Annotated in this window: 26 protein-coding genes; 12 read left to right on the forward strand and 14 right to left on the reverse strand. The window is 72.6% G+C overall.

What is annotated here, in order from left to right:
- Positions 1 to 75: 75 nt before the first annotated feature.
- Positions 76 to 894 carry an alpha/beta fold hydrolase gene (locus FHX45_RS04270; RefSeq protein ID WP_167108384.1) on the forward strand — a complete coding sequence of 273 codons (819 nt, stop codon included), beginning with the start codon at positions 76 to 78 and terminating at the stop codon, positions 892 to 894.
- A gap of 108 nt (positions 895 to 1002) precedes the next feature.
- Here FHX45_RS04270 and cobA read toward each other — a convergent pair whose 3' ends face one another.
- The 5 genes from cobA to FHX45_RS04295 form a co-directional block, all read right to left on the reverse strand.
- Positions 1003 to 2232: a uroporphyrinogen-III C-methyltransferase gene (gene cobA / locus FHX45_RS04275; protein ID WP_167096836.1), complete on the reverse strand. Its 1230-nt coding sequence runs from the start codon at positions 2230 to 2232 to the stop codon at positions 1003 to 1005.
- 93 nt (positions 2233 to 2325) lie between these two features.
- Entirely contained in the window at positions 2326 to 3747 is a 1422-nt protein-coding gene (locus tag FHX45_RS04280) for a pyridoxal phosphate-dependent decarboxylase family protein (protein WP_167096838.1), read from the reverse strand.
- The gene (locus FHX45_RS04285) at positions 3744 to 5045 is read right to left on the reverse strand and encodes an MFS transporter (protein ID WP_167096840.1); all 1302 of its coding nucleotides are present in this window, start codon (positions 5043 to 5045) and stop codon (positions 3744 to 3746) included. Before FHX45_RS04285 ends, FHX45_RS04280 begins: the two co-directional genes overlap by 4 nt.
- 97 nt (positions 5046 to 5142) lie before the next feature.
- Entirely contained in the window at positions 5143 to 6168 is a 1026-nt protein-coding gene (locus FHX45_RS04290) for an LLM class F420-dependent oxidoreductase (RefSeq protein WP_167096842.1), read from the reverse strand.
- Complete coding sequence (locus FHX45_RS04295; RefSeq protein ID WP_167096844.1) at positions 6165 to 7088, reverse strand: oxygenase MpaB family protein; 924 nt, start codon at positions 7086 to 7088, stop codon at positions 6165 to 6167. Before FHX45_RS04295 ends, FHX45_RS04290 begins: the two co-directional genes overlap by 4 nt.
- Positions 7089 to 7136: 48 nt before the next feature.
- Here FHX45_RS04295 and FHX45_RS04300 point away from each other — a divergent pair, with 48 nt between their 5' ends.
- Positions 7137 to 7727 carry a TetR/AcrR family transcriptional regulator gene (locus tag FHX45_RS04300; protein WP_167096846.1) on the forward strand — a complete coding sequence of 197 codons (591 nt, stop codon included), beginning with the start codon at positions 7137 to 7139 and terminating at the stop codon, positions 7725 to 7727.
- Here FHX45_RS04300 and dmpG read toward each other — a convergent pair.
- Both dmpG and FHX45_RS04310 read right to left on the reverse strand, forming a co-directional pair.
- Complete coding sequence (dmpG, locus tag FHX45_RS04305) at positions 7724 to 8746, reverse strand: 4-hydroxy-2-oxovalerate aldolase (protein WP_167096848.1); 1023 nt, start codon at positions 8744 to 8746, stop codon at positions 7724 to 7726. The two genes, FHX45_RS04300 and dmpG, sit on opposite strands and share 4 nt — an antisense overlap.
- A complete protein-coding gene (locus tag FHX45_RS04310) occupies positions 8743 to 9654 on the reverse strand; it encodes an acetaldehyde dehydrogenase (acetylating) (protein WP_167096850.1) in 912 nt (303 codons plus the stop codon). Before FHX45_RS04310 ends, dmpG begins: the two co-directional genes overlap by 4 nt.
- 58 nt (positions 9655 to 9712) lie before the next feature.
- Here FHX45_RS04310 and FHX45_RS04315 point away from each other — a divergent pair, with 58 nt between their 5' ends.
- Both FHX45_RS04315 and FHX45_RS04320 read left to right on the forward strand, forming a co-directional pair.
- The gene (locus FHX45_RS04315; RefSeq protein ID WP_243868918.1) at positions 9713 to 10459 is read left to right on the forward strand and encodes an IclR family transcriptional regulator; all 747 of its coding nucleotides are present in this window, start codon (positions 9713 to 9715) and stop codon (positions 10457 to 10459) included.
- Positions 10460 to 10538: 79 nt separating this feature from the next.
- Positions 10539 to 11042 carry a hypothetical protein gene (locus FHX45_RS04320; protein ID WP_167096852.1) on the forward strand — a complete coding sequence of 168 codons (504 nt, stop codon included), beginning with the start codon at positions 10539 to 10541 and terminating at the stop codon, positions 11040 to 11042.
- A gap of 19 nt (positions 11043 to 11061) precedes the next feature.
- Here the strand turns inward: FHX45_RS04320 and folP are convergent, their stop codons facing one another.
- Positions 11062 to 11874 (reverse strand): dihydropteroate synthase, encoded by an 813-nt coding sequence (gene folP / locus FHX45_RS04325; RefSeq protein WP_167108390.1) that lies wholly within the window; start codon positions 11872 to 11874, stop codon positions 11062 to 11064.
- Positions 11875 to 12021: 147 nt separating this feature from the next.
- Between folP and FHX45_RS04330 the strand changes: the two genes are divergently transcribed.
- Entirely contained in the window at positions 12022 to 12657 is a 636-nt protein-coding gene (locus FHX45_RS04330) for a TetR/AcrR family transcriptional regulator (RefSeq protein ID WP_167096854.1), read from the forward strand.
- Positions 12658 to 12777: 120 nt separating this feature from the next.
- Here FHX45_RS04330 and rpsA read toward each other — a convergent pair whose 3' ends face one another.
- Positions 12778 to 14271: a 30S ribosomal protein S1 gene (gene rpsA / locus FHX45_RS04335; RefSeq protein ID WP_167096856.1), complete on the reverse strand. Its 1494-nt coding sequence runs from the start codon at positions 14269 to 14271 to the stop codon at positions 12778 to 12780.
- 273 nt (positions 14272 to 14544) lie between these two features.
- Between rpsA and FHX45_RS04340 the strand changes: the two genes are divergently transcribed.
- The 5 genes from FHX45_RS04340 to FHX45_RS04360 all read left to right on the forward strand — a co-directional run bounded on the left by FHX45_RS04340 (position 14545) and on the right by FHX45_RS04360 (position 19537).
- Positions 14545 to 15423, forward strand: coding sequence for a class I SAM-dependent methyltransferase (locus FHX45_RS04340; protein ID WP_341771348.1), 879 nt, complete (start codon positions 14545 to 14547; stop codon positions 15421 to 15423).
- The gene (locus FHX45_RS04345) at positions 15420 to 16337 is read left to right on the forward strand and encodes a GNAT family N-acetyltransferase (protein WP_167096858.1); all 918 of its coding nucleotides are present in this window, start codon (positions 15420 to 15422) and stop codon (positions 16335 to 16337) included. Before FHX45_RS04340 ends, FHX45_RS04345 begins: the two co-directional genes overlap by 4 nt.
- Positions 16338 to 16410: 73 nt before the next feature.
- Complete coding sequence (locus tag FHX45_RS04350; RefSeq protein ID WP_167096860.1) at positions 16411 to 17073, forward strand: ATP-binding cassette domain-containing protein; 663 nt, start codon at positions 16411 to 16413, stop codon at positions 17071 to 17073.
- On the forward strand, positions 17070 to 18950 hold the full coding sequence (locus FHX45_RS04355; RefSeq protein WP_167096862.1) for a YhgE/Pip family protein: 1881 nt from the start codon (positions 17070 to 17072) through the stop codon (positions 18948 to 18950). Before FHX45_RS04350 ends, FHX45_RS04355 begins: the two co-directional genes overlap by 4 nt.
- Positions 18947 to 19537 carry a TetR family transcriptional regulator gene (locus FHX45_RS04360; protein WP_167096864.1) on the forward strand — a complete coding sequence of 197 codons (591 nt, stop codon included), beginning with the start codon at positions 18947 to 18949 and terminating at the stop codon, positions 19535 to 19537. The genes FHX45_RS04355 and FHX45_RS04360 overlap by 4 nt, the downstream gene beginning before the upstream one ends.
- A gap of 2 nt (positions 19538 to 19539) precedes the next feature.
- Here FHX45_RS04360 and FHX45_RS04365 read toward each other — a convergent pair whose 3' ends face one another.
- A complete protein-coding gene (locus tag FHX45_RS04365) occupies positions 19540 to 20406 on the reverse strand; it encodes an MmyB family transcriptional regulator (protein ID WP_167096866.1) in 867 nt (288 codons plus the stop codon).
- Positions 20407 to 20575: 169 nt separating this feature from the next.
- Between FHX45_RS04365 and FHX45_RS04370 the strand changes: the two genes are divergently transcribed.
- Complete coding sequence (locus tag FHX45_RS04370) at positions 20576 to 21343, forward strand: SDR family oxidoreductase (RefSeq protein WP_167096868.1); 768 nt, start codon at positions 20576 to 20578, stop codon at positions 21341 to 21343.
- A gap of 94 nt (positions 21344 to 21437) precedes the next feature.
- Here FHX45_RS04370 and FHX45_RS04375 read toward each other — a convergent pair whose 3' ends face one another.
- The 4 genes from FHX45_RS04375 to polA all read right to left on the reverse strand — a co-directional run bounded on the left by FHX45_RS04375 (position 21438) and on the right by polA (position 25789).
- On the reverse strand, positions 21438 to 22043 hold the full coding sequence (locus FHX45_RS04375; RefSeq protein WP_243868919.1) for a Rossmann-fold NAD(P)-binding domain-containing protein: 606 nt from the start codon (positions 22041 to 22043) through the stop codon (positions 21438 to 21440).
- Positions 22044 to 22130: 87 nt separating this feature from the next.
- Complete coding sequence (locus FHX45_RS04380) at positions 22131 to 22562, reverse strand: VOC family protein (protein WP_167096870.1); 432 nt, start codon at positions 22560 to 22562, stop codon at positions 22131 to 22133.
- A 31-nt stretch (positions 22563 to 22593) separates the two neighbouring features.
- Positions 22594 to 23034: a helix-turn-helix domain-containing protein gene (locus FHX45_RS04385; RefSeq protein ID WP_167096872.1), complete on the reverse strand. Its 441-nt coding sequence runs from the start codon at positions 23032 to 23034 to the stop codon at positions 22594 to 22596.
- Between the two features lie 19 nt (positions 23035 to 23053).
- Positions 23054 to 25789, reverse strand: coding sequence for a DNA polymerase I (gene polA / locus FHX45_RS04390; protein WP_341771349.1), 2736 nt, complete (start codon positions 25787 to 25789; stop codon positions 23054 to 23056).
- A gap of 84 nt (positions 25790 to 25873) precedes the next feature.
- Here polA and FHX45_RS04395 point away from each other — a divergent pair, with 84 nt between their 5' ends.
- Complete coding sequence (locus tag FHX45_RS04395; protein WP_167096874.1) at positions 25874 to 26317, forward strand: PaaI family thioesterase; 444 nt, start codon at positions 25874 to 25876, stop codon at positions 26315 to 26317.
- Positions 26318 to 26330 lie beyond the last annotated feature (13 nt).

The following is a 26330-nucleotide window of genomic DNA, read 5'->3' on the forward strand; positions in this document are numbered from 1 at the left end:
GCCATCTTGACGCATCCGGACGCTTTCGCGCGCCGCAGCTGTGCGGGAGCCGCCGGTGATGGTTTCCTGATCGACATGCTGACCCGCCCCTTGGAGCTGGCCGGTGCCTTCACCTTCGAGGGACACCGGCTGTGCTACACGCAGTTCGGCACCGGCGACCGCGTCGTGGTGCTCGCCCACGGCCTGATGTTCACCCGGCGGATGCACGCCCCGCTGGCCCGCACGCTGGCCGCCGACGGGTTCCGGGTGATCACCGTGGACCTGCTCGGCCACGGCGACTCGGACCGGCCACGCGAGTCGTGGCAGTACTCGATCCCGGCGTTCGGCGACCAGGTGCTGGCGCTGCTGGACCACCTGGACGTGCGGGCGGCCGTGGTGGGCGGGACGTCGCTGGGCGCGAACGTCGCGCTGGAGGTGGCGGTCCGGGCGCCGGAGCGGCTGCGCGGCATCGTGGTGGAGATGCCGGTGCTGGACAACGCGATCGTGGCGGGGCTGCTGGCGTTCACCCCGCTGCTGTTCGCGGCGCGGTTCGTGCCCTTCGGTGTGCGGGCGGTGGCGCGGGTGGCCGCGCTGGTGCCGCACGGCAGCCAGTGGGTCGACGTCGTCACCGACACCCTGGAGCAGCGGCCACCGGCCCTGGCGGCGTTGCTGCACGGCGTGTTCTTCGACCGCATCGCGCCGCCGCGGTCGGTGCGCCGGCGGATCGAGGTGCCGGCGCTGGTGATCGGCCACCAGCGCGACCCGGTTCACCCGTTCGGCGACGCGGACACCCTGGCGGCGGACCTGCCCGCAGCGGAGTTCGTGCAGGCCCGCAGCCCGGTCGAGCTGCGCTTCGACCCGCAACGGCTGACCGGGACGATCCTGGACTTCCTGCGCCGCTGCCACCCCGCCTGACGACCAACACCCGGCCACGAGCGGCGAACACGCGCGTGTTGGCCGCTCCGGGCGGCGTGTTCGCCGGCGCGGGCGGCGTGTTCGCCGGGCTGGGGGGCGTGTCGGCCGCTAGTGCAGGTCGTCGGGGAGCAGGCCGGCGACGGGGCCGATCACGATCACCGCGGGCGGGCGGACCCCGGCGGCCTTCGCCTCCGCGGCGGCGGTCGCCAGGGCGAACCGGTGCACCCGCTGGGTGGGCATCGTGGCGTTCTCCACGATCGCCACGGGCGTGTCGCCGGGACGGCCGCCCGCCAGCAGCGCGGCCGCGAACCGGTCTAGCCGTTCCACGCCCATCATCAGCACGATCGTGCCGCGCAGCCGCGCCAGCGCGGCCCAGTCGGTCAGTGAGCTCTCGTGTCCGGGCGCGACGTGCCCGGACACCACGACCACCTCGTGCGCCACCCCACGGTGGGTGACCGGCACCCCGGCGACCGCGGGACCGGCGATCGAGCTGGTGATGCCCGGGACCACCGTGACCGGCACCCCGGCCTCGGCGCAGGCCAGCAGCTCCTCGAAGCCGCGCCCGAACACGTACGGGTCACCGCCCTTGAGGCGGACCACGAACCTGCCGGCCTTGGCGTGCTCGATCAGCGTGGCGTTGATGAAGTCCTGGCTGGCCGCCCGCCCGTAGGGGATCTTGGCAGCGTCCACGACCTCGACGTCCGGGGACAGCTCGTCGAGCAGCTCGCGGGGCGCCAGCCGGTCGGCGACCACGACGTCGGCGCGGGCGAGCAGGCGGCGGCCCTTGACGGTGATCAGCTCCGGATCGCCGGGGCCGCCACCCACGAGCGCGACCCCCGGCAGTTCGGTGGTGTCGGGCGCGGGACGGTCGCCGGCGATCGCGCCGGTGTGCAGGGCCTCGACGATGTTGTCCCGCACGGCGGCCGACCGCAGCGGCTGACCGCCGGACAGCACGCCGACCACCAGTCCCTCGTGCCGCCCGACCGCGGCGGTGACCGCGGTGCCCTCGATCCCGGCGTCGGCGCGGACGCAGAAGACGCGGCGCCGCTGCGCCTCCGCGCAGACCGCGGCGTTGACCTCCGGGTCGTCGGTGCAGGCCAGCGCGTACCAGGCGCCCTCGAGGTCGCCGTCGGTGTAGCGGCGCTGGTGCCACACCACTTCGCCGGCGTCGATCATGCCGCCCACGGCCGGGGTGGTCGACGGTGAGATCAGCTCGACCGCGGCACCGGCGCTGATCAGCCGCGGCAGCCTGCGCTGGGCCACGGTGCCGCCGCCGACGAGCACCACGCGCCGCCCGGCGAGGTCAAGGCCGACGAGGTAGTGCTGGTCTTCAGGCATGGCGCTAAGCATGCCTTCCGCATCGCGCGAAGACACCCCATGTCCGCGGGAGTGTGAGCAACTCCTGACTTCCACCGCTCCCCCGCGCGGGCGTCACTCCGGCCGGTACAGCATCCCGAGGAATTCACGCAGCAGCCGTTCCCGCAGCGGCGGCGGAGCCGCGCCGAGCAGGGCGTTGATCTCGGCCATCCGGTCCGGCAACCCGGCCCCGCCGCCCATTCCGGCCGCGGTGAGCAGGCCCGCGAACTGCTCGCCGGTCAGGGTGTCCGCGTCCAGCGCGGCGACGAACGCGGCCACGTTCTCGTCCACGGTAACCGGACCGGCGGCGCGGGCGGCGCCGACCGAGGCGGCGAGGTCGGCGAGGAACTCCGCCTCGCTGCCCCGGTTGGCGGCGGTGACGGTCAGGTGCAGATTCACCGGCGAGGACTGGTGGGCGAACTGCGGCTGCACGTACCAGCCGCGGACCCGCATCTCGTCCGCGACGGTGAACAGGTCGAAGCCCTCGTCCTCGGTGGTGAGCGCGAGCAGGGTCGAGTCCGGTTCGGCGAGCAGCCGCAGGCCCCGGGTACCGGTGATGCCGCGCGCCAGCCCGGTCACCGCGGCCAGCGTCCGGCGGGCGAGTTCGAGGTAGCCGTCGTCGCCCAGGTGCTGCACGACGGCCCACGCGGCGGCGAGCGGGCCGCCGGAACGGGTGGACTGGATGGTGCTGTTCAGCATCGTGTAGCCGGGCCAGTCGGCGCTGGCGAAGTAGTGGCCGCGCCGCAGGTCCGGGCCGGCGTGCAGCAGCACCGACACGCCTTTCGGGCAGTAGGCGTACTTGTGCAGGTCGACCGAGACGCTGGTGACGCCCTCGACGCGGAACCCGAACTCCGGCACCGCCCGGCCCAGGCGCCGGAAGTACGGCAGGATCCACCCGCCGATGCAGGCGTCCACGTGCATCCGCACCCCGCGTGCGGCGGCCGCGGCGGCGATCGGCGCGATGGGGTCGATGACCCCGTGGGCGTAGGAGGGGGCGCCGGCCACGACGAGCACGGTCGTGTCGTCGATGGCCGCTGCCATCGCAGTGGGGTCCGCGCGGAAGGTGACCGGATCGACCGGGACCACGACCGGGCGCACGCGGAACAGGTGCGCGGCCTTGTGGAACGCCGCGTGCGCGGTCGCGGGCAGCACCATGCTCGGCCGGGCGATGTCCGGGCGGCCTTCCCGCGCGGCGAGCACGGCGAGCAGGCACGATTCGGTCCCGCCCGAGGTCACCGCGCCGACGGTGTCCGGGGTGCCGCCGACCAGGCGGGCGGTCGCGGCGACCAGGTCGTTCTCCAGGCGCCGCAGGCTCGGGAACGCGGTCGGGTCCAGGCCGTTCGCGGACGAAGCGAGTGCGTGGGCCTGCGCGGCGAGCTCGTCCAGCCCGGGCAGGCCGCTGTCGTAGACGTAGGCGAGGGTGCGGCCCCCGTGGGTCGGCAGGTCGCCGGCACGCAGCTCGCGCAGCTGCGTCAGGACCTCACGCGCGGGTCTCATCGTGGCTCCAGGATCGAGCGGCGCAGCAGCGGCAGGCCCGCCACCACGAGGATTCCGGGCAGCAGCGCGAACCCGAGCAGGATCGCGGTGACCGCGCTGCCCGGTTGCGCCGCCGAGGCGTCCACACTGGACACATATCCGCCGGCGGACAACACCAGGCCGAACAGGCCCGGTCCCAGCGCGAGGCCCAGCGTCTCCGACGCGGTCCACACCCCGGCGGTGATCCCGGCGCGGGTGGCGCCCGTGCGCTCCTCCTCGGCGCTGATCAGGTCGGGCAGGATGGCCAGCGGGAACACCTGGATCCCGGCGTAGCCGACCCCGGCGAGCGCGACGAACACGAACGACACGGCGACCGGCAGCACCCGCGCCCCGCACAGTCCCGCGCACGCCACGCCGAAGGCGATGCAGGCGAACCGGAAGCCCCACAGCTTGCCCCAGCGCGCTCCCAGGCGCGGCCACAGCGGCATGGTCACCAGCGCGGGCAGCACGAAACCGACGAACAGGTACGTCTGCAGGCTCGCGTCGCCGAAGACGTACCGGGACGCGTAGTTCACCCCGGCCAGCAGCGTGGCCAGGCCGAGTGACTGGACGAAGTAGACGCCCAGCAGCCAGCGGAACGGACGCCACCGGCGCATCGTCGCCAGCAGCTCACGCCGGCCGGGCGTGGGCGGGCGGAGGTTGCCGACCGGTGCGCCGCGCGTGCCCAGGAACACCGCGATCGTGCCCAGCACCATGATCACGCCCATCACGGCGCCCATGACGCGGTAGCCGGGGACGCCGCCGACCTTGTTGGTGATCCCGGGAGCGCCGCCGCCGGAGACCAGGATCGCGATGGCCAGCAGGCCGATGCGCCAGCTGGTCAGGCGGGTGCGCTCGTCGTAGGAGGAGGTCAGCTCCGCGGGCAGCGCGTTGTAGGGCACCTGGAAGAACGCGAACGCGGTGGCGCACAGGAAGAACGCGAGCACCACGTACCCGGCGTCCAGCGGGGTGCTGCCGAAGCCGGGGTGGGCGAAGATCGCCGCGAACAACACGGCCACCCCGAGGCCGCCGAAGAGCAGGAACGGCCGCCTGCTCCCCCGGCGCGCCAGGCTCGCGTCGGACAGCCGCCCGGCGACCGGGTTGAACACGACGTCCCACGCCTTGGGCACGAGCACGATCGCCCCGGCGACGGCACCGGGCACCGCCATCGTGTCGGTGAGGTAGGGCAGCAGCAGCAGGCCGGGCACGGTGCCGAACGCGCCGGTGACGAACGACCCCGCGGAGTAGCCGAGCCTGGTCTTGGCCGGTAGCGCGACCATGGTCCTCCGATCGACACCCGATGATCGACCGCATCGTGTCACCGCTCGCCCCGCGACGTCCGCGCGGGGCACGCATTCGTTTCGCGACGGCCGGCGCTCAGCCCAGCGCGGCGGCGACCCGGCGGAGGGTGGCGGCGTTCCCGCGCAGCAGCAGCGTCGTCACCACCGTCTCCTCCCAGGCGGCCAGCTCCTCCCGGATCTTCGCGGGCGGGCCGATCAGCGAGGTGTCCTCCACCAGCGCGGTGGGGATCGCCGCCGCGGCCTCCGCCTTCCGCCCGGCCAGGTAGAGCTCCTGGACCTTCTCGGCGACGTCGCCGTAACCCAGCCGCGCGAACACGTCCTTGTGGAAGTTCACCTGCCGCGCCCCCATGCCGCCGATGTAGAGCGCCAGCGACGGCTTGACGAAACCGGCCGCGGTCTCCACGTCGTCGTGCACGATCACCGGTACCGACGCGGCGACCTCGAACTCCGCCGCGGAGCGTCGCGCACCCGGCCGGGCGAAGCCCTCCGCGAGCGCCTGCCGGTAGAACGGGTCGCTCTTCGGGGAGAAGAACAGCGGCAGCCAGCCGTCGCAGATCTCGGCGGCCAGCGCCACGTTCTTCGGGCCCTCGGCCGCGAGGTAGATCGGGATCTCCGGCCGCAGCGGGTGCACGGTGGACCTCAGCGGCTTGCCCAGGCCAGTCCCGCCGCGCAGCGGCAGCTGGTAGGCGTTCCCGTCGAAGGTGACCGGCTCACGCCGCGCCACCACCCGCCGCACGATCTCCACGTACTCGCGGGTCCGGGCCAGCGGGCGCGGGTACGGCTGCCCGTACCAGCCCTCCACTACCTGCGGCCCGGACGCGCCCAGGCCGAGGATGAAGCGGCCGCCGGAGAGGTGGTCCAGCGTCATCGCCGCCATCGCCGTCGCCGTCGGCGTCCGGGCCGACATCTGGACGATGTTCGTGCCCAGCTTGAGCCGCTCGGTCGCCGCGCCCCACCAGGCCAGCGGCGTCAGGGCGTCGGAGCCGTACCCCTCGGCCGTCCACACCGAGTCGAATCCCAGCTCCTCGGCGGCGCGGATGGCCGCCGGTGCGCCCTCCGGCGGGCCGGCGGACCAGTAACCGATGTGATAGCCGAGCTTCACGGCGCCTCCCGGGGAACGTAGTGCGTCGGGCTGTCCTGTTCGGACAGCGGAGGCAGGTTGCGCGCGGGCGTCTCCACGGGCGGGGCATCCGGCGGGAGGTCCCCGCGTTCCCGCCGCCACGCCGCACGGGCCCGGGGGTGGTACCGGAGGTCGTGCGGCACGACGGCGAACGCGAGCCCGATGGCCCGGCCGGTCAGCCGGTGCAGCGCCTCGTCCCGGCGCGACCAGGAAAAGCCCAGCCGGTCCCGCACCGCCGGGTGGTACAGCCCGATCGTCCACCACACGAACGACTTCGCCACCAGGATCCGCAGGACGCGCCACACCGGGCCGGGCACCCGCGCCAGCAGTGGTGGTTTCCCGATCCCGGCGAGGTCGAGCACGTCCCGGGCGGCCGTGTTGTCCTCCAGCACGTCGGTGCACATGTGCTCCCAGTACGCGCGGAACTCCTCCCACGACCCGGGCACCGGCCGCATGCTCAGCCCGTAGAGCCGGTACCACTGGACGTGCTCGTCGAACAGGCGCCGCTTGTCCGCCTCGCTCAGCCCGCCCATCAACCGCTCGGCGGCGACCACGGTGAGCATGAAGAACGTGGCGTGCGCCCAGTAGAAGGTGCCCGGGCTCAGGGCGTGGTAGCGGCGGCCCCGCGAGTCCACCCCGTGGATCGTCTCGTGGTAGCCGCGCACGGCCCGGGCGGTCTCCGCCGCGCGCGGCCCGTCGTAGACCGTGCCGCCGATCGGGTACAGGGAGCGGAACAGGCGCTGCCACCGTTCGGCGAAGAACCGCGAGTGCTCCGCCACCGCGGCGCCCAGTTCGGGGTGCATGTTCTGCATCGACCCCGCCCACAGTGCCATGAGCAGGGTCCGCCAGTCACCGAAGTACTTCCACGTCAGGGAGCCGGGACCCAGGGGCTGCGCTGCCATGATCCGAACGCTACAATTGACAACATCTGTAGTCAATTGTGAGGGCGGATGACGGAGAAGACCTGGGCGGGCACCACCCTGCGCGACCGCCGGGCGGCCCGGCGCGCCCAGTTGCTCGACGCGGCCCTCGACCTGCTCGGCACTGCGGGCAGCGCCGCGGTGACGGTGCGGGCGGTGTGCCGGCACGCCAAGCTCACCGAACGCTACTTCTACGAAAGCTTCACCGACCGCGAAGAGCTGGTGGTCGCCGTCTACGAGCAGGTCGCCGACGAGGCGCACCGCGCACTCGTCGGCGCGGTCGGCGACCGCGGCCGGGACGCAGCCGCGCGGGCCGAGGCGGCGGTCACCGCGTTCGTCGAGCTCATGCTGGACGATCCGCGCAAGGGCCGGGTCCTGCTGCTGGCCCCGATCACCGACCCGGCCCTGTCCGCCCGCGGGGTGGCGCTGCTGCCCGCCTTCGCCGCGCTGATCCGCGACCAGCTGCCCGGGCGCATGGACACCCTGGACCGGCAGCTGACCGCGATCGGCCTCGTCGGCGCGCTGACCCACCTGTTCACCGCCTACCTGTCCGGCACGCCGCAGATGTCCCGCGAGCGCCTCGTCGGCCACTGCGTCCGGCTGCTGGCCCGATCGTCCTAGCCGGACTTCCGCTCCGCGGCCAGCTCCAGGGCGATGTCGATGATCATGTCCTCCTGGCCACCGACGTAACGGTTCTCGCCCACCCGGTAGAGAATCTCGTGCGCCGGCACGCCGTAGCGTTGCGCGGCGCGCTCGGCGTGCAGCAGGAAGCTGGAGTACACCCCGGCGAACCCCTGCACGATCGACGACCGGTCCATCACCGGCAGCCGGGTGATGAACGGCTTGACGATGTTCTCCGCCGCGTCCATCAGCACGTCCTTGTCCACTCCGGTCTCGACCCCGAGCCGCTCGAACACCGCGGCGAGCACCTCGGTCGGCGAGTTGCCGGCACCCGCGCCGAGCGCGACCAGGGAACCGTCGATCTGCTTCGCACCGGCCCGGTGGGCGAGGACCGAGTTGGCGACCCCGAAGCTGAGGTTCTGGTGACCGTGGTAGCCGACCTGGGCCGCGTCACCGAACTCCGCGACCAGCGCGGCCACCCGGTCGGCCGCCTCGTCCAGGATGAGCGCCCCGGCGGAGTCCACGACGTACACGCACTGGCAGCCGGCGTCGACCATGATGCGGCCCTGCTCGGCCAGGGTTTCCGGCGTGGCCATGTGCGACAGCATCAGGAAGCCGACGGTCTCCAGCCCGAGGTCGCGTGCCGCGGTGAAGTGCTGGATCGACACGTCGGCCTCGGTGCAGTGCGTGGCGATCCGGACTGCGCCGGCGCCGAGATCCGCCGCGGCCTTGAGGTCGGTGACGGTGCCCAGGCCGGGTAGCAGCAGCACCGCGATCCTGGCCCGCGTGGCTTCCTCGACGGCCGCGGCGATCAGCTTCCGCTCGTCCACCAGCGAGAATCCGTAGTTGAAGGTCGAGCCGCCCAGTCCGTCGCCGTGGGCCACCTCGATCAGCGAGATCCCGGCGCGGTCCAGCGCCCGCACGGTGTCCCGCACGTTCTCCTCGGTGAACTGGTGCGCCATGGCGTGGCTGCCGTCGCGCAGGCTCGTGTCGACGAGCCGCACCTCCCGCCCGGTCATGCCGGCACCTCCTGCGTGCGCCGGGTTGCCAGCAGCTCGCCCACCCGGGCGGCCGCGGCGGTCATGATGTCCAGATTGCCGGCGTAGGGCGGCAGGTAGTCCCCGTTGCCCGCGACCTCCAGGAACACCGCCACGCGCGCACGGCCCTGCCAGCCCGGCCGCGGATCGTCGAACTGCGGCGCCGCCTTGAGCGCATACCCCGGCACGTAGGTCTGCACGTCGGCGACCATCCGCTCGATCGAGGCGGTGATGGCGTCCCGGTCGGCGTCCGGCGAGATCGCGCAGAACACGGTGTCCCGCATGATGAGCGGGGGTTCCACCGGGTTGATGATGATGATCGCCTTGCCCTTCGCCGCCCCGCCCACGATCTCCAGGCCTCGGGCGGTGGTCTCGGTGAACTCGTCGATGTTCGCGCGGGTGCCCGGTCCCGCCGAGCGGGACGACACCGACGCCACGATCTCGGCGTAGGGCACCTCGGTGACGCGGGAGACCGCGTGCACGATGGGGATGGTGGCCTGACCACCGCAGGTGATCATGTTGTAGTTCGCCGCGCCCAGCCGCCCGGGCAGCTCCACCGCGGGGCAGGTGAACGGACCGACGGCGGCCGGGGTCAGGTCGACGGCCTGGATGCCGGCTTCGGCGTAGCGCGGCGCGTTCGCCAGGTGCGCCTTGGCCGAGGTCGCCTCGAACACGATGTCCGGCAGCTCGTCGCGGGACAGCAGCCAGTCCACGCCCCCGGCGGACGCCTCCACGCCCAGTGCGGCCGCGCGCGCCAGCCCGTCCGAAGCCGGGTCGACGCCGACCATGCAGGCGACCTCGATGTGCTCGCTGCGCCGCAGCTTGACGAGCAGATCGGTGCCGATGTTGCCGGGTCCGACGATCGCGGCCCGTGCCTTGCGGGTGCTCATGCGCCCTCCTTTCGGGGTCCGCTCCACGGTGCTCTCCGCACTGCGGCACACTCAAGACATGTGTGCCGCTGAGCGGGACGACGGAATGACGGCGGCGCGGATCGCCGCGCTGCTCGGCGCGTTCGGTCCCGGGGACCAGACGCTGGGCACGTCCGAGCTGGCGCGCCGCACGGGCCTGCCCAAGTCGTCGGTGCACCGGCTCACCGGGCACCTGGTCACGCACGGCCTGCTGGAGCGCGACGGCCCCGCGGTGCGGCTCGGCCTGCGGCTGTTCGAGATCGGGCAGCTCGCCGGGCGCGAACGCGGGCTGGTCGACGCCGCCCGCCCGTACCTGGCCGATCTGCGGGAAGCCACCCGGAACACCGTGCACCTGGCGGTGCTCGAAGGCATCGAGGTGGTCTACCTCGACATCGTGCGCGGGCCGGACGCGCCGGCCCTGCCCTCGCGCATCGGCGGCCGCTTCCCGGCACACGCCACGGCGGTCGGCAAGGCGATCCTGGCGCACTCCCCCGCGTCCGTACTGGACACCGTGCTGGCCGCCGGCCTGACCCGGATCGGCCCGCGCACCATCACCGCGCCGGGGCTGCTGCGACGGCAGCTGACCAGGGTCCGCGACGAGGGTGTCGCCTACGAGCGAGAGGAATCGGGTGCAGGCGTAACCTGTGCAGCCAGTCCCGTGCTCGACGCGACCGGGCGGGCACGGGCCGCGATTTCGATCTCGGGCTGGAGCAACCGAGTCCGGGTCGAGCGCGTCTCCCCAGCGGTGCGCACGGCGGCTCTCGCATTGTCGCGAGCCTTGCCGTAGGGTCGCGCACCACCGGGGAAGATCGACAACAACGGGCTCGTGGCGCTCGCTGGGCCACGGGATGTGAGGGAGGAATGGCGTGACCACCGCGACCACCCAGGTAGACGACCTTCGGCTCGTGGCGGCGCCGACCGCCGTCAACTGCGCCGAGATGTTCGTCCGGTTCGCCCTCCTGGAGTGGAAACTGCGGCCGCTGGCCGACGACGCGGTCACGGTCATCCGCCACCTGGTGCGGTCCTCGGTGGACGGGGCCGACCGGCGCTCGCCCCGCTTCCTGACCGTCCGGCTGCGCCTGCACCGCGACTGCGTGGTCGTCGAGCTCGACGACGACCGTCCCGGTGAACCCCCGGAACTGCCCGGCTGGACCATCAACACGGTGGCGCTGCCCGGCGGCCACCGCACCGCGTGGTGTGAGCTGCCGCTGCCCGACGGGCTCAGCGGCGCCCTGCCCACCCGCTCCCCGCACCGGCTGCCCAGCCCCGCCACCGAGTACCCGGCCGAGGAGCCGCTGCCCGAGCCGGACCTGCTGGACTCGCAGATCCTGCAGCGAGTGCTGCACGGCCTCAACGGCTCCGCGCGATAGCGCTTTCCGCCCCCCGGCCTCAGGCCAGGCCGCGGACCGCCTGCGCCGGCGGGCGCTCCCCGGCGATCGTCGCGACCATCTCCAGCACGCGGCGCGTCTGCTGCACCTCGTGCACGCGGAACACCTGCGCGCCGTCGCGGGCGGCCAGCGCGGTGGCGGCCAGCGTGCCGTCCAGCCGCTCGGTGATCCCGGCGCCCAGGGTCTCGCCCACGAAGTCCTTGTTGGACAGTGCCATGAGGACCGGCCAGCCGGTCGCCGTCAGGGCGTCCGCGTGACGCAGCAGCGCCAGGCTGTGCCAGGTGTTCTTGCCGAAGTCGTGCGTCGGGTCGATCAGGACGCCGCCACGCGGCACACCGAGCGCCACCACGTCCTCGGCCCGCCGGGTGAGCTCCTCGACGACCTGGGCGACCACGTCCTCGTAGCGGACCCGGAACGGGCGCGTGCGCGGTGCCGCTCCCCCGGTGTGCGAGCAGACGTACCCGGCGCCGAACTCGGCCGCCACCGCCGCCAGCTCGGGATCGGCGCCCGCCCAGGTGTCGTTGAGCAGGTCCGCGCCCTCCGCGCAGGCCAGCCGGCCGACCTCGTGCCGCCAGGTGTCCACACTGATCACCAGGCCGGGATGCCGCCGGCGGATCTCCGCCACGAACGGCACCACCCGGCGGATCTCCTCGGCCACGCCGACCTCGCTGCCGGGACCGGCCTTGACCCCGCCGATGTCCACGATGTCGGCGCCCTCGGCCACCGCGCGATCGACGGCCGCGAGGGCGTCCGGATCGGCGAAGGACGCGCCGCGGTCGTAGAAGGAATCAGGCGTGCGGTTCACGATCGCCATCACGAGTGCACGGTCGGAGACGATGCGTCGTCCGCGGAAGACCAGATCTACTGCCACGACTTCATCATGCCTGCCACACCGGGTACGCGATAACGCGCGTTATGCCCTAAGTTCTTCCCAGGCCGATCGAAGGGGGTGCGCGCGCGGATGGCCACCCGACACGGCCCGGCGGGGCCCGCCGACAGCCACACGAGGGAGCGGTTCCTGCAGGCCGCGCTGACCGTGCTGCTCGAGCAGGGCGTGTCCGGGCTGACCGTGCGCAGCGTCGCCGAAGCCGCGGGCACATCGACGATCGGGGTGTACACGCGCTTCGGCGGGCGCAACGGCGTGCTGGACGCCTTGTACGAACGTACTTTCGAGCTGCTGCACGAGGAGTTCGCCGCCGTGCCGCGGATCCCGGACGACCCGGCGGCCGGAATCCTCGCGCTGGCCCGGTCCTACCGCCGGTTCGCGCTGGACAGTCCCGCCCGGTACGCGTTCATGTTCGAGCAGGCGGTACCCGGCTTCGACCCGGATCCGAATCTGCGGGCCTTCGCCCAGCACACGACCTTCGACCTGCTCGTGGACCGCGTCATCCCGGTGACCCCGCCGGATCAAGACCCGAACCGCACCGGCTACCTGATCTGGACCACGATGCACGGCCTGGTGAGCGTCGAGCTGACGCACCGTGCGCGCAACCCCCCGCCGAAGTGGTTCATCGACACCACCGACGACGCCTACGACGAGGTGTTCGCCGCCGGCATCCGGGCGATTCTCATCGGACTCGGTCTCCAGCTCCGCTGAGCCGCACCGCTTCCCCCGACAGGCCCTGGGCCCACCGCACCTGCCCGGAGAACGGCCGTGGCCCCCGGTCTCGATGGAGACCGGGGGCCACGGGTAGTTCAATCAGCTCGGGAGACGAGCTCACGCACCGCCGGAGAGCTTCTCGCGCAGAGCCGCGAGCTGCTCGTCGCTGGCGAGGGTGCCGCCGCTGCGCTGCTCGGACGAGCCGGTCGAGCTGTAGTTCTGCTCGCCGCCGCCGACCGGGCCGCCGGTGGCCTCCTCGGCCGCCGCCTGGGCGTTGGCCTCGGCCGCCTTGGCGATCTGCCGCATGTGGGCCTCGTAGCGGGCGTGCGCCTCCGCGTACTGGCGCTCCCACTCCTCACGCTGCTTGTCGTAGCCTTCCTGCCACTCCTGCGTGTCCGGGTCGAAGCCCTCGGGGTAGATGTAGTTGCCCTGGTCGTCGTACTCGGCGGCCATGCCGTACTGGGTCGGGTCGAACTCGGTGTCCGTGGTGAAGCCCTCGTTCGCCTGCTTCAGCGACAGCGAGATGCGGCGGCGCTCCAGGTCGATGTCGATGACCTTGACCATGACCTCGGTGCCGACCTGGACGACCTGCTCCGGGATCTCCACGTGGCGCTCGGCCAGCTCGGAGATGTGCACCAGGCCCTCGATGCCCTCCTCGACGCGGACGAACGCGCCGAACGGGACGAGCTTGGTGACCTTGCCCGGCACGATCTGGCCGATCGCGTGGGTGCGGGCGAACTGGCGCCACGGGTCTTCCTGAGTCGCCTTCAGCGACAGGGACACGCGCTCGCGGTCCATGTCGACGTCCAGCACCTCGACGGTGACCTCCTGGCCAACCTCGACGACCTCGCTCGGGTGGTCGATGTGCTTCCAGGACAGCTCCGAGACGTGCACCAGACCGTCGACGCCGCCGAGGTCGACGAACGCACCGAAGTTGACGATCGAGGACACGACGCCCTTGCGGACCTGGCCCTTGGCGAGGTTGTTGAGGAATTCGCTGCGCACCTCGGACTGGGTCTGCTCGAGGTAGGCCCGGCGGGACAGGACCACGTTGTTGCGGTTCTTGTCCAGCTCGATGATCTTCGCCTCGAGCTCGCGGCCGACGTAGGGCTGCAGGTCGCGCACGCGGCGCATCTCCACCAGCGAGGCGGGCAGGAAGCCGCGCAGGCCGATGTCCAGGATCAGGCCGCCCTTGACGACCTCGATGACGGTGCCCTTGACGGGCTCATCCTTCTCCTTGAGCTCCTCGATCGTGCCCCAGGCGCGCTCGTACTGGGCGCGCTTCTTGGACAGGATCAGCCGGCCTTCCTTGTCCTCCTTCTGGAGGACCAGGGCCTCGACCTCGTCACCGACGCTGACGACCTCGCCGGGATCGACATCGTGCTTGATGGACAGCTCACGCGAGGGGATGACGCCCTCGGTCTTGTAACCGATGTCGAGCAGCACCTCGTCGCGGTCGACCTTGACGATCGTGCCCTCAACGATATCGCCGTCGTTGAAGTACTTGATCGTCTTGTCGATCGCGGCGAGGAAGTCTTCCTCCGACCCGATGTCGTTGACGGCGACCTGGGTGGCGCCGGACGTCGGGGCGGTGGTGGTGTCGGTGGTCATTAGGTGGGTTGCTCCGGTTGGTTTACGGCTCGAGTAGGTGTGCAGTTCGCGTGCGCGGTGAGCGTACGACGGCAACCATGAGCAAACGTTCACAACGGAACGGCCGCGGAGCATCACCGCCGACGGTGCGCGACCTCGGAACCCGGCTCAGCTTCGCCGAGTGAAGGTAGCGCGAACCCACTGCGCTAGAGATATCGTACGCGGCCGCCCGCGCGCCGCACAAACAGGGTCGCCCAGGCGGACGGCGCCCGCGCCGGTGGCGAGAATACCGGTGTGACGACGGTGGAGGACAACGGCGGCGAAGACACCGGTGCGAACCGGCACGCCAGCGCCGAGCACCAGCTCGGCACGGTCGGCGTGGCCCATCGCGAGGTGGCGGCGGCCGAGGCGACGGCGGCCAACCTGGCGTGGTGGGACGCCGACGCCGACGACTACCAGGCCACCCACGGCGGGTTCCTCGGCGACGCCGACTTCGTGTGGTGCCCGGAGGGGCTGCGCGAGGCCGACGCCCGCCTGCTCGGCGAGGTGCGCGGCCGCCGGGTGGCGGAGATCGGCTGCGGCCAGGCGGCCTGCTCGCGCTGGCTGGCCGCGGCCGGGGCGCACCCGGTCGGACTGGACCTGTCCGCCGGGATGCTGCGGCACGCCCGCGCCGGCGCGGCGCGCACCGGCATCACGGTCCCGCTGGTGCAGGCGACGGCGGAACGGCTGCCGCTCGCGGACGGGAGCATGGACGCGGCCTGCTCGGCGTTCGGCGCGCTGCCGTTCGTCGCATCGCTGGAGACCGTGTTCGCGGAAGTGCACCGGGTGCTGCGGCCGGGCGGGCCGTGGGTGTTCGCGGTGACTCACCCGATCCGGTGGATCTTCCCGGACGATCCGGGGCCGGCCGGGCTGACCGCGAGCCAGCCGTACTTCGACCGCACCCCGTACGTGGAGGTCGACGCGGAGGGGACGGCGACCTACGTCGAGTACCACCGCACGCTGGGCGACTACGTGCGGGCGCTGACGGCCACCGGGTTCGTCCTGGAGGACCTGCTGGAGCCGGAGTGGCCGGCCGGGCACACCCGGGTGTGGGGGCAGTGGAGCCCGTTGCGCGGCAAGCTGTTCCCCGGCACCGCGATCTTCCGGGCCCGCGCCTTCCCGGGAGCCCGGTGACCGCCGCACTGCTGTCGGCGCAGCGGGCCCGGTTCGCCGCGCTGGACCCGCTGCTGCCGCCGGCCGCGCCCCCGCCGGAGGGCGAGGAGCTGACGGCGGCGACGGCGGACGGCACCCGGGTGAGCGGGGTGCTCCAGGTGCAGCGGCACGAGCCGGGCGCGTTCGACCTGTTGTGGTCGGCCGCCCAGGTGTGGCAGCTGTTCCCGTGCACCGGCGCCACCGGGACCGCGGGCATGGACGCGCTGCTGCGCGCGTGGCGGCACCGCATGGACCGCGAATCGCCCGGCCCCGATTCCGCCTGCACCGTCACCTGGCCGAGCCGGGACGCGGAAGCGGTCCGCGCGTTCCTCGACCACGGCCTGATGCCGCTGTCGGTGCTCGCGGTCCGCACCGGCGCGCCGTCCGGGGACCCGCTCCCGCCCGGCGTGACGGTCCGCCGTGCCCGGCCGGAGGACCTGGAGGAGGTCGTCGCGCTGTCGCTGACGACGTTCCGGTACTCCGCCCTCGTCGCCGGTCCGTGGCGGCCGGGTACCGCCGAGCTCATCGCGCCCCGGCTGGAGCGCAACCTCGCCGCCGGGGCGCCGGTCTGGCTCGCCGAGCGGGACGGGGTCGCCGTCGCGCTCGCCGATTGCGGCTGGATGGAGTCGGTGCCCGGGTCCTGGGCGGCCGAGTTGCTGCCGTCCGGGCAGTGGGGTTACGTCAACAACGTGGCCACCCGCGAGCACGTCCGGGGCCTGGGCATCGGGCGGGCGCTGATGGCGCGGGTGCACCGCGAGTTCCACACGCGCGGCGCCCGCGCGACCTACCTGTACTACAACCCGGCCAACCCGCTGTCGTCGGTGTTCTGGCCCCGGCAGGGTTACCGGCCCTTGTGGACCTACTGGGAGGTGCGGCCCGCCTCGGCGCTCCGGTGATCCCCGGGTTGCCGCTCCGCCGGCACCGGCGTATTTTTTGAACTGACCAGTCAGTTCAAAAAGGGGGGATCCTGTGCGGGTGCACGCCGACCGGGTCACCGTCGAAGGTCCGCACGGCACGGTGCTGCCGCCGACCTCGCTCACCGTCACCGAGGGCGAGCTCGCCTTCGTGCACGGCGAGCCGGGCGCGGGAGTCACCGCGTTCGGTCTCGCCCTGACCGGGCGGATGCGGCCCACGACGGGACTCGTGACGCTCGACGGCAAGGCCGACGCGGCCCGCCTGCGGGCGACCGGCGCGGTGGTGGACGCGCCGGACATCACGGCACCGGAGGACTCGCTGCCGGTACGGATGGTGATCGCCGAGGAGCTGTCCATCGGGAAGCTGCCCGCCGGGAAGGACGACGTCGCGCGGTGGCTGGCCGAGCACGACCTCGCCGGTCGCGCCGGTGCCCGGTTCGAGCACCTGTCCGCGGACGAGCGGCTCCGGCTGCTCACCGCGCTCGCCGCGGCGCGCCCGGGTATCCGGCTGCTCGTGCTCGACACCCCCGACCGGCACACCAGTGACTTCGCGAGCTGGACCGGCCTCGCCCGGACCTACGCCGAGCGCGGATTCGCCGTCGTCGTGCTGACCGCCACCACCCCGCCCGAGGTGCTGCCCGCTCCCCCGGCCCGGCTCGGCCGGACCGAGCAGCCCGAACCCGAACTCGTGCAACTCGCGCAAGGAGACCCGCAGTGACCGGACTTCGCCTCGCCGCCGGGGAACTGCGCCGCCTGACCGCCGGCAAGCTGCCCAAGCTGGCCGTGGCCGCCCTGGTGCTCGTCCCCCTGCTCTACGCCTCGTTCTACCTCTACGCCAACTTCGACCCCTACGGCCGGCTGGGCCACCTGCCCGCGGCGATCGTCAACGAGGACGCCGGCGCGAACGGCCGGGACGTCGGCGACGAGGTCACGTCCTCGGTCGTGGGCTCGCGCACCTTCCAGTGGCACGAGGTGTCCGCCGCCGAGGCCGACGCCGGGGTGCGCGACGACCGGTACTCCTTCGCGATCACCATCCCGCGCGACTTCACCGCCGCGCTGACCTCGAGCGGCGACTTCAACCCGCAGCGCGCCACCATCCAGCTGACCACCAACGACGCGAACAACTACCTGTCGCACACGATCGCGAACCAGGTGGCCGAGCAGATCCGCGGCACGATCGCGGAGAAGGTCGGCAACGAGGCCGCGAACCGGTTCCTGATGGGTTTTTCCACGATCTACGGCAAGACCCAGGAGGCCGCGAACGGCGCGACCCGGCTCGCCGACGGCGCGACCCGGTTGCAATCCGGGCAGCAGCAGCTCGCCGACGGAGCCCAGCGGCTGGCGACCGGCAGCGCCCAGCTGTCCTCCGGGCTGGCCACGCTGAAGTCGAGCACCGCGACCCTCCCGCAGAGCACGCGGCAGCTGGCCGACGGCGCGCAGCAGGTCGCCGACGGCAACAGCCAGGTCGCCGCCGCCGGGTCCACCGTCACGAGCGGGTCGGCGCAGCTGGTCAGCGACCTCGACAACGTGAACAACCAGCTCACGCAGCGGCTGCGCGCCGCGGGGCTGTCCGACGCCGACATCCAGCGCGTGCAGGGTGTGCTGGGCGATCTGCGCTCCCCCGTCGACCAGGCGAACGCGAAGATCCAGCAGACCTCGGCCCAGCTCGACCAGCTCGCCGACGGGGCACGGCGGGTCGCCGCCGGTGCCGCCACCCTGGCCACGTCCGCGCCCGCCCTGACCAGCGGCATCGCGCAGGCCGCGGACGGCGCGAACACCCTGTCCACCGGTGCCGCGCAGCTCGACGACGGTGAGAAGACCGCGCTGTCCGGCACGCAACAGCTCGCCACCGGTGCCGGGCAGCTGCGCGACGGCCTCAACGCGGGGCTGCAGCAGATCCCCAACCCCAGCGACCCGACCCGGACCGCGACCGCGGACACGATCGCCGACCCGGTGACGGTCAACTCGGTCGGCGTCGCCTCCGCCGGCACCTACGGCGCGGGACTCGCGCCGTTCTTCCTCGCCCTGGCCACCTGGATCGGCGCGTTCGTGCTGTTCCTGCTGATCCGGCCGCTGTCCGCGCGGGCGATCGCGGCCGGCACGGCGCCGCTGCGGGTGGCGCTCGGCGGGTGGCTGCCCTCCGCGCTGCTCGGCATCGCGCAGGTGGTCGTGCTGTTCGCGGCGGTGACCTGGTTCGTCGGCATCCACATCGCCCAGCCACTCGCCGCGCTGGCCTTCGCGATCCTCGCGTCGCTGACGTTCACCGCGATCGTGCACGCGCTCAACGCGTTCTTCGGCGCGGTCGGCAAGTTCCTCGGACTGGTACTGCTGGTGCTGCAACTGGTCAGCGCGGGCGGCACATTCCCGTGGCAGACCCTGCCCGACGCGCTGTACCCGCTGCACGTCGTGCTGCCGATGGGGTACGTGGTCGACGGGTTGCGGCACCTGCTCTACACCGGCGCTTCGCTGCGCAACCTGCTCGACGTCGGTGTGCTGGTCGCCTACCTGGTCGGTGCGCTGGCGGTGTCGGCGCTGGCCGCGCGCCGGCAACGGGTGTGGACCGTGTCGAAACTCCAGCCGGAGCTGTCGCTGTGAGCCCGCGTGGTGAGCACACCAAGCAGAAGCTGTTCGAGTCGACGCTGCGCCTGGCCACCGCGAAGGGCCTCGCCGGGCTGACGGTGGACGAGATCGCGGCGGAAGCCGGGGTCGCCAAGGGCACGGTGTACTACAACTTCGGCAGCAGGGACGGGCTGATCGACGCGCTGCTGCGGTACGGCGTCGGTCAGCTCGCCGAGCGGTTGCGCGCGCACACCGGCGAACCCGACCCGGTGGTCGCGCTGGAGTCCATGGTGGACACCGGGCTGGAGTTCATCGCGACCTACCGCGGGTTTTCGCAGATCCTGGTGAGCGAGTTGTGGCGCACACCGGGCCAGTGGCACGAGACGTTGTCGCTGCTGCGGGAGGACATCATCTCGATCGTGGAGGAGCAGCTGCACCGGGTGGCCGACGCCGGACGCCTGCCGGCCGGGGTGCAGGTGCCCACCGCGGCAGCCGGGTTGTTCGGCACCCTGCTGGTGGTCGCGCTGGACTGGCAGGTGTTCCAGCCGCACCGCCCCCGCGCCGAGGTGCGCGACGGGATCATGCTGCTGGTCCGCGGCGTGGCCGGGGCGAACGGGGGCTGATCTCAGCCGACCGGCGCACCGGGGACGTCGGCGGTCCAGCCGGCCAGCAGCCGCAGCGCCGCCTCGGAGGCGGAGCCCGCTTCGGCGGTGTAGACGCACAGGATCTGGTCGGGGTCACCGGGCAGCATGAAGCACTCGTAGTTCACCACGAGGTCCCCGACCAGCGGGTGGCGGTAGCTCTTCGTGCCGTGGCTGCGGTCGCGGACGTTGTGGTCGGCCCACCAGCGCCGGAACTCGGGGCTGGCGACCGCGAGCTCCCCGACCAGCTCGGCCAGCAGCGGATCGTCGGGGTGGCGGCCGGCGTCCAGGCGGAGGAGCGCGACGTTGTCCCGGGCCACCACCTCCCAGTCCAGGAAGAGCTCGCGCGCCGACTCGTCGAGGAACGTGTAGCGCAGCATGTTCCGATCGCGTGGCGGCAGCGCCTCGAAGTCGGTCAGCAGCGCACGGGCCAGCCGGTTGGCGGCGAGGACGTCCATCCGCCGGCCGAACACGAACGCCGGGGACACCTCGTCGAGGGTCTCCAGCATCCGGCGGACGCCCGGGCGCACGCGCTGCACGCGGGCGGCGGTCCGGCGCCGCGGGCGGCGCGAGTTGGTGCGCGCGATCTGCCACAGGTAGGAGCGCTCGGTGTCGTTCAGGCGCAGCGCGCCGGCGATGGCGTCCAGCACCTCGTCCGAGACGTGCGGAGCGCGGCCCTGTTCCAGCCGCGTGTAGTAGTCCACGCTGACGCCGGCGAGCCGGGCCACCTCCTCCCGGCGCAGCCCTGGCACGCGCCGGACACCGCTCGTGCCGCCGAGTTCCACGTCGTCGACGCCGAGCCGCGCGCGGCGCGAGCGCAGGAACTCCTTCAGCTCCACGTTGTGATCCACCAGTTCATTCTGCCGGGCCGCGGGTCACCGAACCTGGTTCTGCCGGAACCAGGCTCGGTGCGCCCGGTCACCGCGGGGCCGGAAGAAGCCGCCCACCGCCCGGCTCCCGCTGGTTGCATCAGTGGTGCGGCCGGACGGTCGCACTGGAGATCGAGGAGACACGCAAGCCATGACCGTGCACACTTCCCTGACCGGGCGGATCGCCGTGGTGACCGGCGCGTCGAGCGGCATCGGCCGGGCCGCGGCCGTGCGGCTCGCCGCCGCCGGCGCGAAGGTGGCCGTGCTGGCCCGCCGCGCCGACCGTCTCGCCGAGCTGACCGGGGAGATCGAGCGGGCCGGCGGTACGGCGCTGGCGCTGGCCGCCGACGTGACCGACGCGAGCGCACTGCGGTCCGCGGCCGACCGGGTGGCCGCCGAGCTGGGCACCGCGGACCTGCTGGTCAACAACGCCGGGGTGATGCTGCCCGCGCCGGTGGCGGAGCTGCGGACCGAGCAGTGGCAGCACCAGATCGACCTCAACGTCAGCGGGCTGATGAACACGATCGGCGCGTTCGTCCCGCAGCTGATCGCCTCCGCCGCGGACCGCGGCGTGGCCGATCTGGTGAACACGTCGTCGATCGCCGCGCAGAACATCTTCCCGAACTTCGCGGTGTACTCCGGCACGAAGGCGTTCGTGACGCACCTGTCGCGGACGCTGCGCGCCGAGCTGGGCCCGAAGGACGTCCGGGTGTCGGCGGTCGAGCCGGGCATCGTGGGCACCGAGCTGCAAAGCCACGTCACCGACCTGGGCGCGCAGGATTGGCTGGCGGGCTCGAAGAAGGAAATGACGTGGCTGGCCCCCGAGGACGTCGCCGAGGCGATCGCGTTCCTGGCCGCCCAGCCCGCGCACGTGAACCTTCAGCAGGTCACCATCATGCCCACGCGGCAGGCTGCCTGACCCCGCCACCGGCGGGGCCCGGCCGCGGCCGGCCCTCCGGGCAGCCGCGGGGACGACGCGGCGTCGCCCCCGCGGCCCAGGCGGGCGAACTCGGCTAACGCACCAGTGGCCGCAGCTGACCGACCTGGTGCACGGACGTGGCGTGCCCGGCGAGGGCCCGCCGCACGGCCTCGAGCACTCCCTCGCCGATCTCGGCCTGTGCGAGGGACCGGTCCGCGTCATAGGCGGAGACCGTGCCGAGCTGGACCACCTGGGTCGGGTGCAGCGGCAGGAGCGGGTCGGGCGGGTCACCGCTGGGGCCGCCGCGCACCTCGACCACCGCCGCATCGGCCGCGAGCAGCGGCGCCACCGCGCCCATCACCGCGCGCCGGTACTGCTCGTGGATCCACGCCACCAGCAGATCCGCCGGCCCGCGCAGGGCCGTCTCCGCCTTCGCGGCAAGCTCGCGCGGCCGGTCCCAGTGCGCCTCGACCCAGATCGCCTTGCCCTCAGCCCGGGAACGGGCGGTGCCCGGGCGGTACGGCCGGTGCCCGGGCCGCCGGAGTGCGCGCAGTGCGGCCACACCGGGCCGCGCCTCGCAGTCGAGCGGGTGGTACCGCCGGGACGGCAGCACCACGTGCCAGCCCTCCCGGGTCAGGACCCCGGCGACGTCGGCGAGCATCCCAGTACCCGCCAGGATCAGCGCTTTCCTGCCAGCCATGGCCTCACGCTACCTGGCGCGGGCCCCCCGGGCAGCCCGTCGAACGAGCCCCGTTCCCGCGGCTGCCGGCCCGGGAACCGCCGCACGTCACGCCCAGTCCTTACCGGGGTCGAACTCGTGACGCTCGGTGAGGCTGAACCAGTTGCCGGAGTCGTCGCGGAACACCGCTTCGATCCCGTACGGCCGTTCGGCGGGCTCCTGCAGGAACGTGACCCCGCGCGCGGCCAGCTCGGCGTGGGTCGCGCGGCAGTCGCGGGTCGTCCAGACACCCCCGCCCAGCGCGCCCTTGGCGACCAGTTCCCGGATCTGCTTCTCGGTTTCCGCGTCGTGCTGCGGCGGCCCCGGCTTCATCAGGATGAAGTCGAGGTCCGGCTGGTCGGGCGGGCCCACGGTGAGCCAGCGGAACTCCCCGATCCGCAGGTCCTGCCGCACCTCGAAGCCGAGCTTGCCGGTGTAGAACTCCTTCGCCGAGTCCTGGTCCAGCACGTACACGCTGGAATGGGACAGTCCCCTGATCATCACGGACCTCCTGTCGTCGAGGACCACGACGCTACGGGTCCGGAGCCCGCGGAGGCTTCTCCGACTGTGCGGTTCCCGGTGCCGGGCGGGTCCACATCATCAGGAAGCACCCCGGGACCGGCGGCGGCCCGCCGGCCCGCATCCGGGCGCGGTACCGGCTCGGCGACTCCCCGGTGATCTCCGCGAAGCGGCGGCTGAACGTGCCGAGGCTGGCGAAGCCGACGGCCAGGCAGACCTCGGTGACGGTGAGGTTCACCGACCGCAGCAGATCCTGCGCGCGTTCGATGCGCCGCCGCGTCAGGTACGCCTTGGGGCTCTCCCCGTACGCGGCGGCGAACGAACGCGTGAAGTGGGAGCGCGAGCAGCAGGCGACCGCGGCGAGCCGGTCCACGTCGAGCGGCTCGGCGTAGTGCGCGTCCATCCAGTCCTTGGCGCGGCGCAACGGCGCCAGCACCACCGCGCGGTCGTTCATCCTGCCCGCGCTCCCCGCGTCAGTGCGCCGCCTCGTTCCAGGACCGGCCGAACCCGACCGACACCTCCAGCGGCACGGCCAGCTGGTACGCCGCTCCCATCTCGCGGCGGACCAGCTCCTCGACCCGGTCGCGTTCACCCTCGGCGACCTCGAGCACGAGCTCGTCGTGCACCTGCAGCAGCACTCGCGACGACAGCCCGGACTCGGTGAGCGCCCGGTGCACGCCGATCATCGCGACCTTGATGATGTCGGCGGCGCTGCCCTGGATCGGCGCGTTGAGCGCCATCCGCTCGGCCATCTCGCGGCGCTGCCGGTTGTCGCTGTTGAGGTCGGGCAGGTACCGGCGGCGACCGAAGATCGTCTCGGTGTAGCCGACCTTGCCCGCCTCGGTGACGATGCTCTGCAGGTAGTCACGCACCCCGCCGAACCGGGCGAAGTACTCGGTCATCAGCTCCCGGGCCTCCTCGGTGGAGATCCGCAGCTGCTGCGACAGTCCGTAGGCCGACAGGCCGTAGGCCAGGCCGTAGTTCATCGCCTTGATCTTCGCCCGCTGCGGACCGGTGACCTCGGACGGGTCCACTCCGAACACACGCGCCGCGGTGGCGGCGTGGAAGTCGAACCCGGACTGGAACGCCTCGATCAGCGCCCCGTCCTCGGACAGGTGCGCCATGATCCGCATCTCGATCTGGCTGTAGTCCGCGGTGAGCAGCTCCGCGTACCCGTCGCCGACCACGAAGGCGTCACGGATGCGGCGGCCCTCCTCGGTGCGGATCGGGATGTTCTGCAGGTTGGGGTCCACAGAGGACAGCCGACCGGTGGCCGCGATCGTCTGGTGCAGCGTGGTGTGGATCCGCCCGTCGTCCGCGACCGACTTGAGCAGGCCCTCCACGGTGCTCTTGAGCCGGGTGGCGTCCCGGTGCTCCAGCAGGTGCTGCAGGAACGGGTGCTCGGTCTTCTCGAACAGCGTCTGCAGCGCCTCCGCGTCGGTGGTGTACCCGGTCTTGGTGCGCTTGGTCTTGGGCATGCCCAGCTCGTCGAACAGCACCACCTGGAGCTGCTTGGGCGAGCCCAGGTTGACCTGCTTGCCGATCACGCCGTACGCGGCCTCCGCGGCCTGCTTCACGCGTGCGCCGTAGTGCGCTTCCAGGGCGGTCAGCTGCTCGATGTCGACCGCCACGCCCGCGGCCTCGACCTCGGCGATGACCTGCAGCAGCGGCAGTTCGATCTCGTTCAGCAGGGTGGTACCGCTGATCTTGTCCAGCTCGCCGGTGAGCGCGCCGGCCAGCTCGGCGACCGCGCTGGCGCGGACCAGCTCGCCCTGGACCAGCGACTGGTCACCGTCGTCGCCGTCGAGCAGCGACAGCTGGCCGTCACCGGCGTCGCTGTCGTTGCGCAGCTCCCGCTGCAGGTACCGCAGCACCAGGTCGTCCAGCTCGAACGACCGCTGCCCCGGCCGCACCAGGTACGCGGCGAGCTCGGTGTCCATGGCCAGCCCCGCCAGCCGCCAGCCGCGGGCTCGCAGCGCGTGCAGCGGCACCTTCAGCGCGTGCCCGGCCTTGCGGATCGCGGGGTCGGCCAGCCACCCGGCCAGGGCCTGCTCGTCGGCCTCGTCCAGCGTGGTGACGTCCACGTACCCGGCCGGCCCGCCCGGCGCGGCCAGCGAGATGGACTGGATGTCCGAGCGCACCGAGGACCCGGTGGTGCGGAACGACAACCCCACCATCTGTCCCGCGCCGGTGTGCTGCGACAGCCAGGCGGCGAGACCGCCGGCCGGCACCGCGGCGCCCTCGACCTCGAACCCGGACTCGGCTTCCGGTTCGGCGCTGGACAGCGTCTGGAACAGCCGGTCGCGCAGAACCCGGAACTCGAGCTCGTCGAACAGCCGGTGCACCGCGTCCCGGTCCCACGGCCGCAGCGCGAGATCGGCGGGCACGGTTTCCAGCGGCACGTCCCGCACGAGCTCGGTGAGCTGCCGGTTCAGCATCACCGAGTCCAGATGGGCGCGCAGCGCGTCGCCCACCTTGCCCTTGACCTCGTCGACCCGGTCGATCAGCGCGTCCAGCGACCCGAACTGCTGGATCCACTTGGTGGCGGTCTTCTCCCCCACGCCCGGGATGCCCGGCAGGTTGTCCGAGGGATCGCCGCGCAGCGCCGCGAAGTCCGGGTACTGCGACGGGGTGAGCCCGTACTTCTCCGACACCCCCGCCGGGTCGTAGCGCACCAGGTCGGACACGCCCTTGCGCGGGTAGAGCACCGTCACCGAGTCGGTCACCAGCTGCAGCGCGTCCCGGTCGCCGGTGCAGATGAGCACCTGGAAACCGTCGGCCGTGGCCTGGGTGGTGAGCGTGGCGATGATGTCGTCGGCCTCGTAGTTGTCCTTGGCCAGCACCGGGATACCGAGCACCCCGAGCACGTCCTTGACCAGGTCGACCTGGCCCTTGAACTCGTCCGGTGTGCTCGTGCGCGTCGCCTTGTACTCGGCGAAGGTCTGCGAGCGGAACGTCTGCCGCGACACGTCGAAGGCCACCGCGAGGTGGGTGGGCTGCTCGTCACGCAGCAGGTTGATGAGCATCGAGGTGAACCCGAACACCGCGTTGGTGACCTGACCGGTGGAGGTCTTGAACCGGTCGGCCGGCACCGCGAAGAACGCGCGGTAGGCCATCGAATGGCCGTCGATCAGCAGCAGCCGCGGCCGCCCTTCGGCGGGCGGGGTGGCTGTGGCGTTGGCTACGGGCTGGTTCTGGCTGGGGCTCACGGGTGCGAGTCTAGGGTGGGTCACCGACAGAACCGCGCGAGCGGTCGCCCCTGTCCGCTGTCATCTCACCGAGGAGTTGCCGCATTGACCGAGAACCTGTCCGAAGCCCTCCGCGAACAGCTCGCGGGCATCGATCCGCGGGTCGCGGAACAGCAGCTCAACGACAAGCTGGGCATCGAACTCGTCGAGGTCACGGCCGAACAGGTGGTCGGCACGATGCCGGTGGCCGGCAACCTGCAGCCCTACGGCTTGCTGCACGGCGGCGCCAACGCCGTGCTGGCCGAGGCGCTGGGCTCCACGGTGGCCGCGCTCAACGCCGGTCCGGACAAGGCCACGCTCGGGTTCGAGCTGTCCTGCACCCACCACCGCGCGGCCCGCGACGGCCTGGTCACCGGCGTGGCGAAGCCGGTGCACGTGGGCCGGGGCACCATCACCACCGAGATCGTGCTGACCGACGAGCAGGGCCGCCGCACCTGCACCGCGCGCCTGAGCTGTCTGGTGCGCGACCGGGCGCCGGGCAGCCGCTGACCCTCGGCACGGG

It is taken from the genome of Amycolatopsis granulosa, from assembly GCF_011758745.1.
Lineage (GTDB): Bacteria > Actinomycetota > Actinomycetes > Mycobacteriales > Pseudonocardiaceae > Amycolatopsis_E > Amycolatopsis_E granulosa.

Coding starts and splice junctions, on each gene's coding strand:
- FHX45_RS04270 (WP_167108384.1), top strand. CDS start 76: ATGCTGACCCGCCCCTTGGAGCTGGCCGGTGCCTTCACCTTCGAGGGA.
- cobA (WP_167096836.1), bottom strand. CDS start 2,232: ATGCCTGAAGACCAGCACTACCTCGTCGGCCTTGACCTCGCCGGGCGG.
- FHX45_RS04280 (WP_167096838.1), bottom strand. CDS start 3,747: ATGAGACCCGCGCGTGAGGTCCTGACGCAGCTGCGCGAGCTGCGTGCC.
- FHX45_RS04285 (WP_167096840.1), bottom strand. CDS start 5,045: ATGGTCGCGCTACCGGCCAAGACCAGGCTCGGCTACTCCGCGGGGTCG.
- FHX45_RS04295 (WP_167096844.1), bottom strand. CDS start 7,088: ATGGCAGCGCAGCCCCTGGGTCCCGGCTCCCTGACGTGGAAGTACTTC.
- FHX45_RS04300 (WP_167096846.1), top strand. CDS start 7,137: ATGACGGAGAAGACCTGGGCGGGCACCACCCTGCGCGACCGCCGGGCG.
- dmpG (WP_167096848.1), bottom strand. CDS start 8,746: ATGACCGGGCGGGAGGTGCGGCTCGTCGACACGAGCCTGCGCGACGGC.
- FHX45_RS04310 (WP_167096850.1), bottom strand. CDS start 9,654: ATGAGCACCCGCAAGGCACGGGCCGCGATCGTCGGACCCGGCAACATC.
- FHX45_RS04315 (WP_243868918.1), top strand. CDS start 9,713: ATGTGTGCCGCTGAGCGGGACGACGGAATGACGGCGGCGCGGATCGCC.
- folP (WP_167108390.1), bottom strand. CDS start 11,874: ATGGCGATCGTGAACCGCACGCCTGATTCCTTCTACGACCGCGGCGCG.
- FHX45_RS04330 (WP_167096854.1), top strand. CDS start 12,022: ATGGCCACCCGACACGGCCCGGCGGGGCCCGCCGACAGCCACACGAGG.
- rpsA (WP_167096856.1), bottom strand. CDS start 14,271: ATGACCACCGACACCACCACCGCCCCGACGTCCGGCGCCACCCAGGTC.
- FHX45_RS04370 (WP_167096868.1), top strand. CDS start 20,576: ATGACCGTGCACACTTCCCTGACCGGGCGGATCGCCGTGGTGACCGGC.
- FHX45_RS04375 (WP_243868919.1), bottom strand. CDS start 22,043: ATGGCTGGCAGGAAAGCGCTGATCCTGGCGGGTACTGGGATGCTCGCC.
- FHX45_RS04380 (WP_167096870.1), bottom strand. CDS start 22,562: ATGATCAGGGGACTGTCCCATTCCAGCGTGTACGTGCTGGACCAGGAC.
- FHX45_RS04385 (WP_167096872.1), bottom strand. CDS start 23,034: ATGAACGACCGCGCGGTGGTGCTGGCGCCGTTGCGCCGCGCCAAGGAC.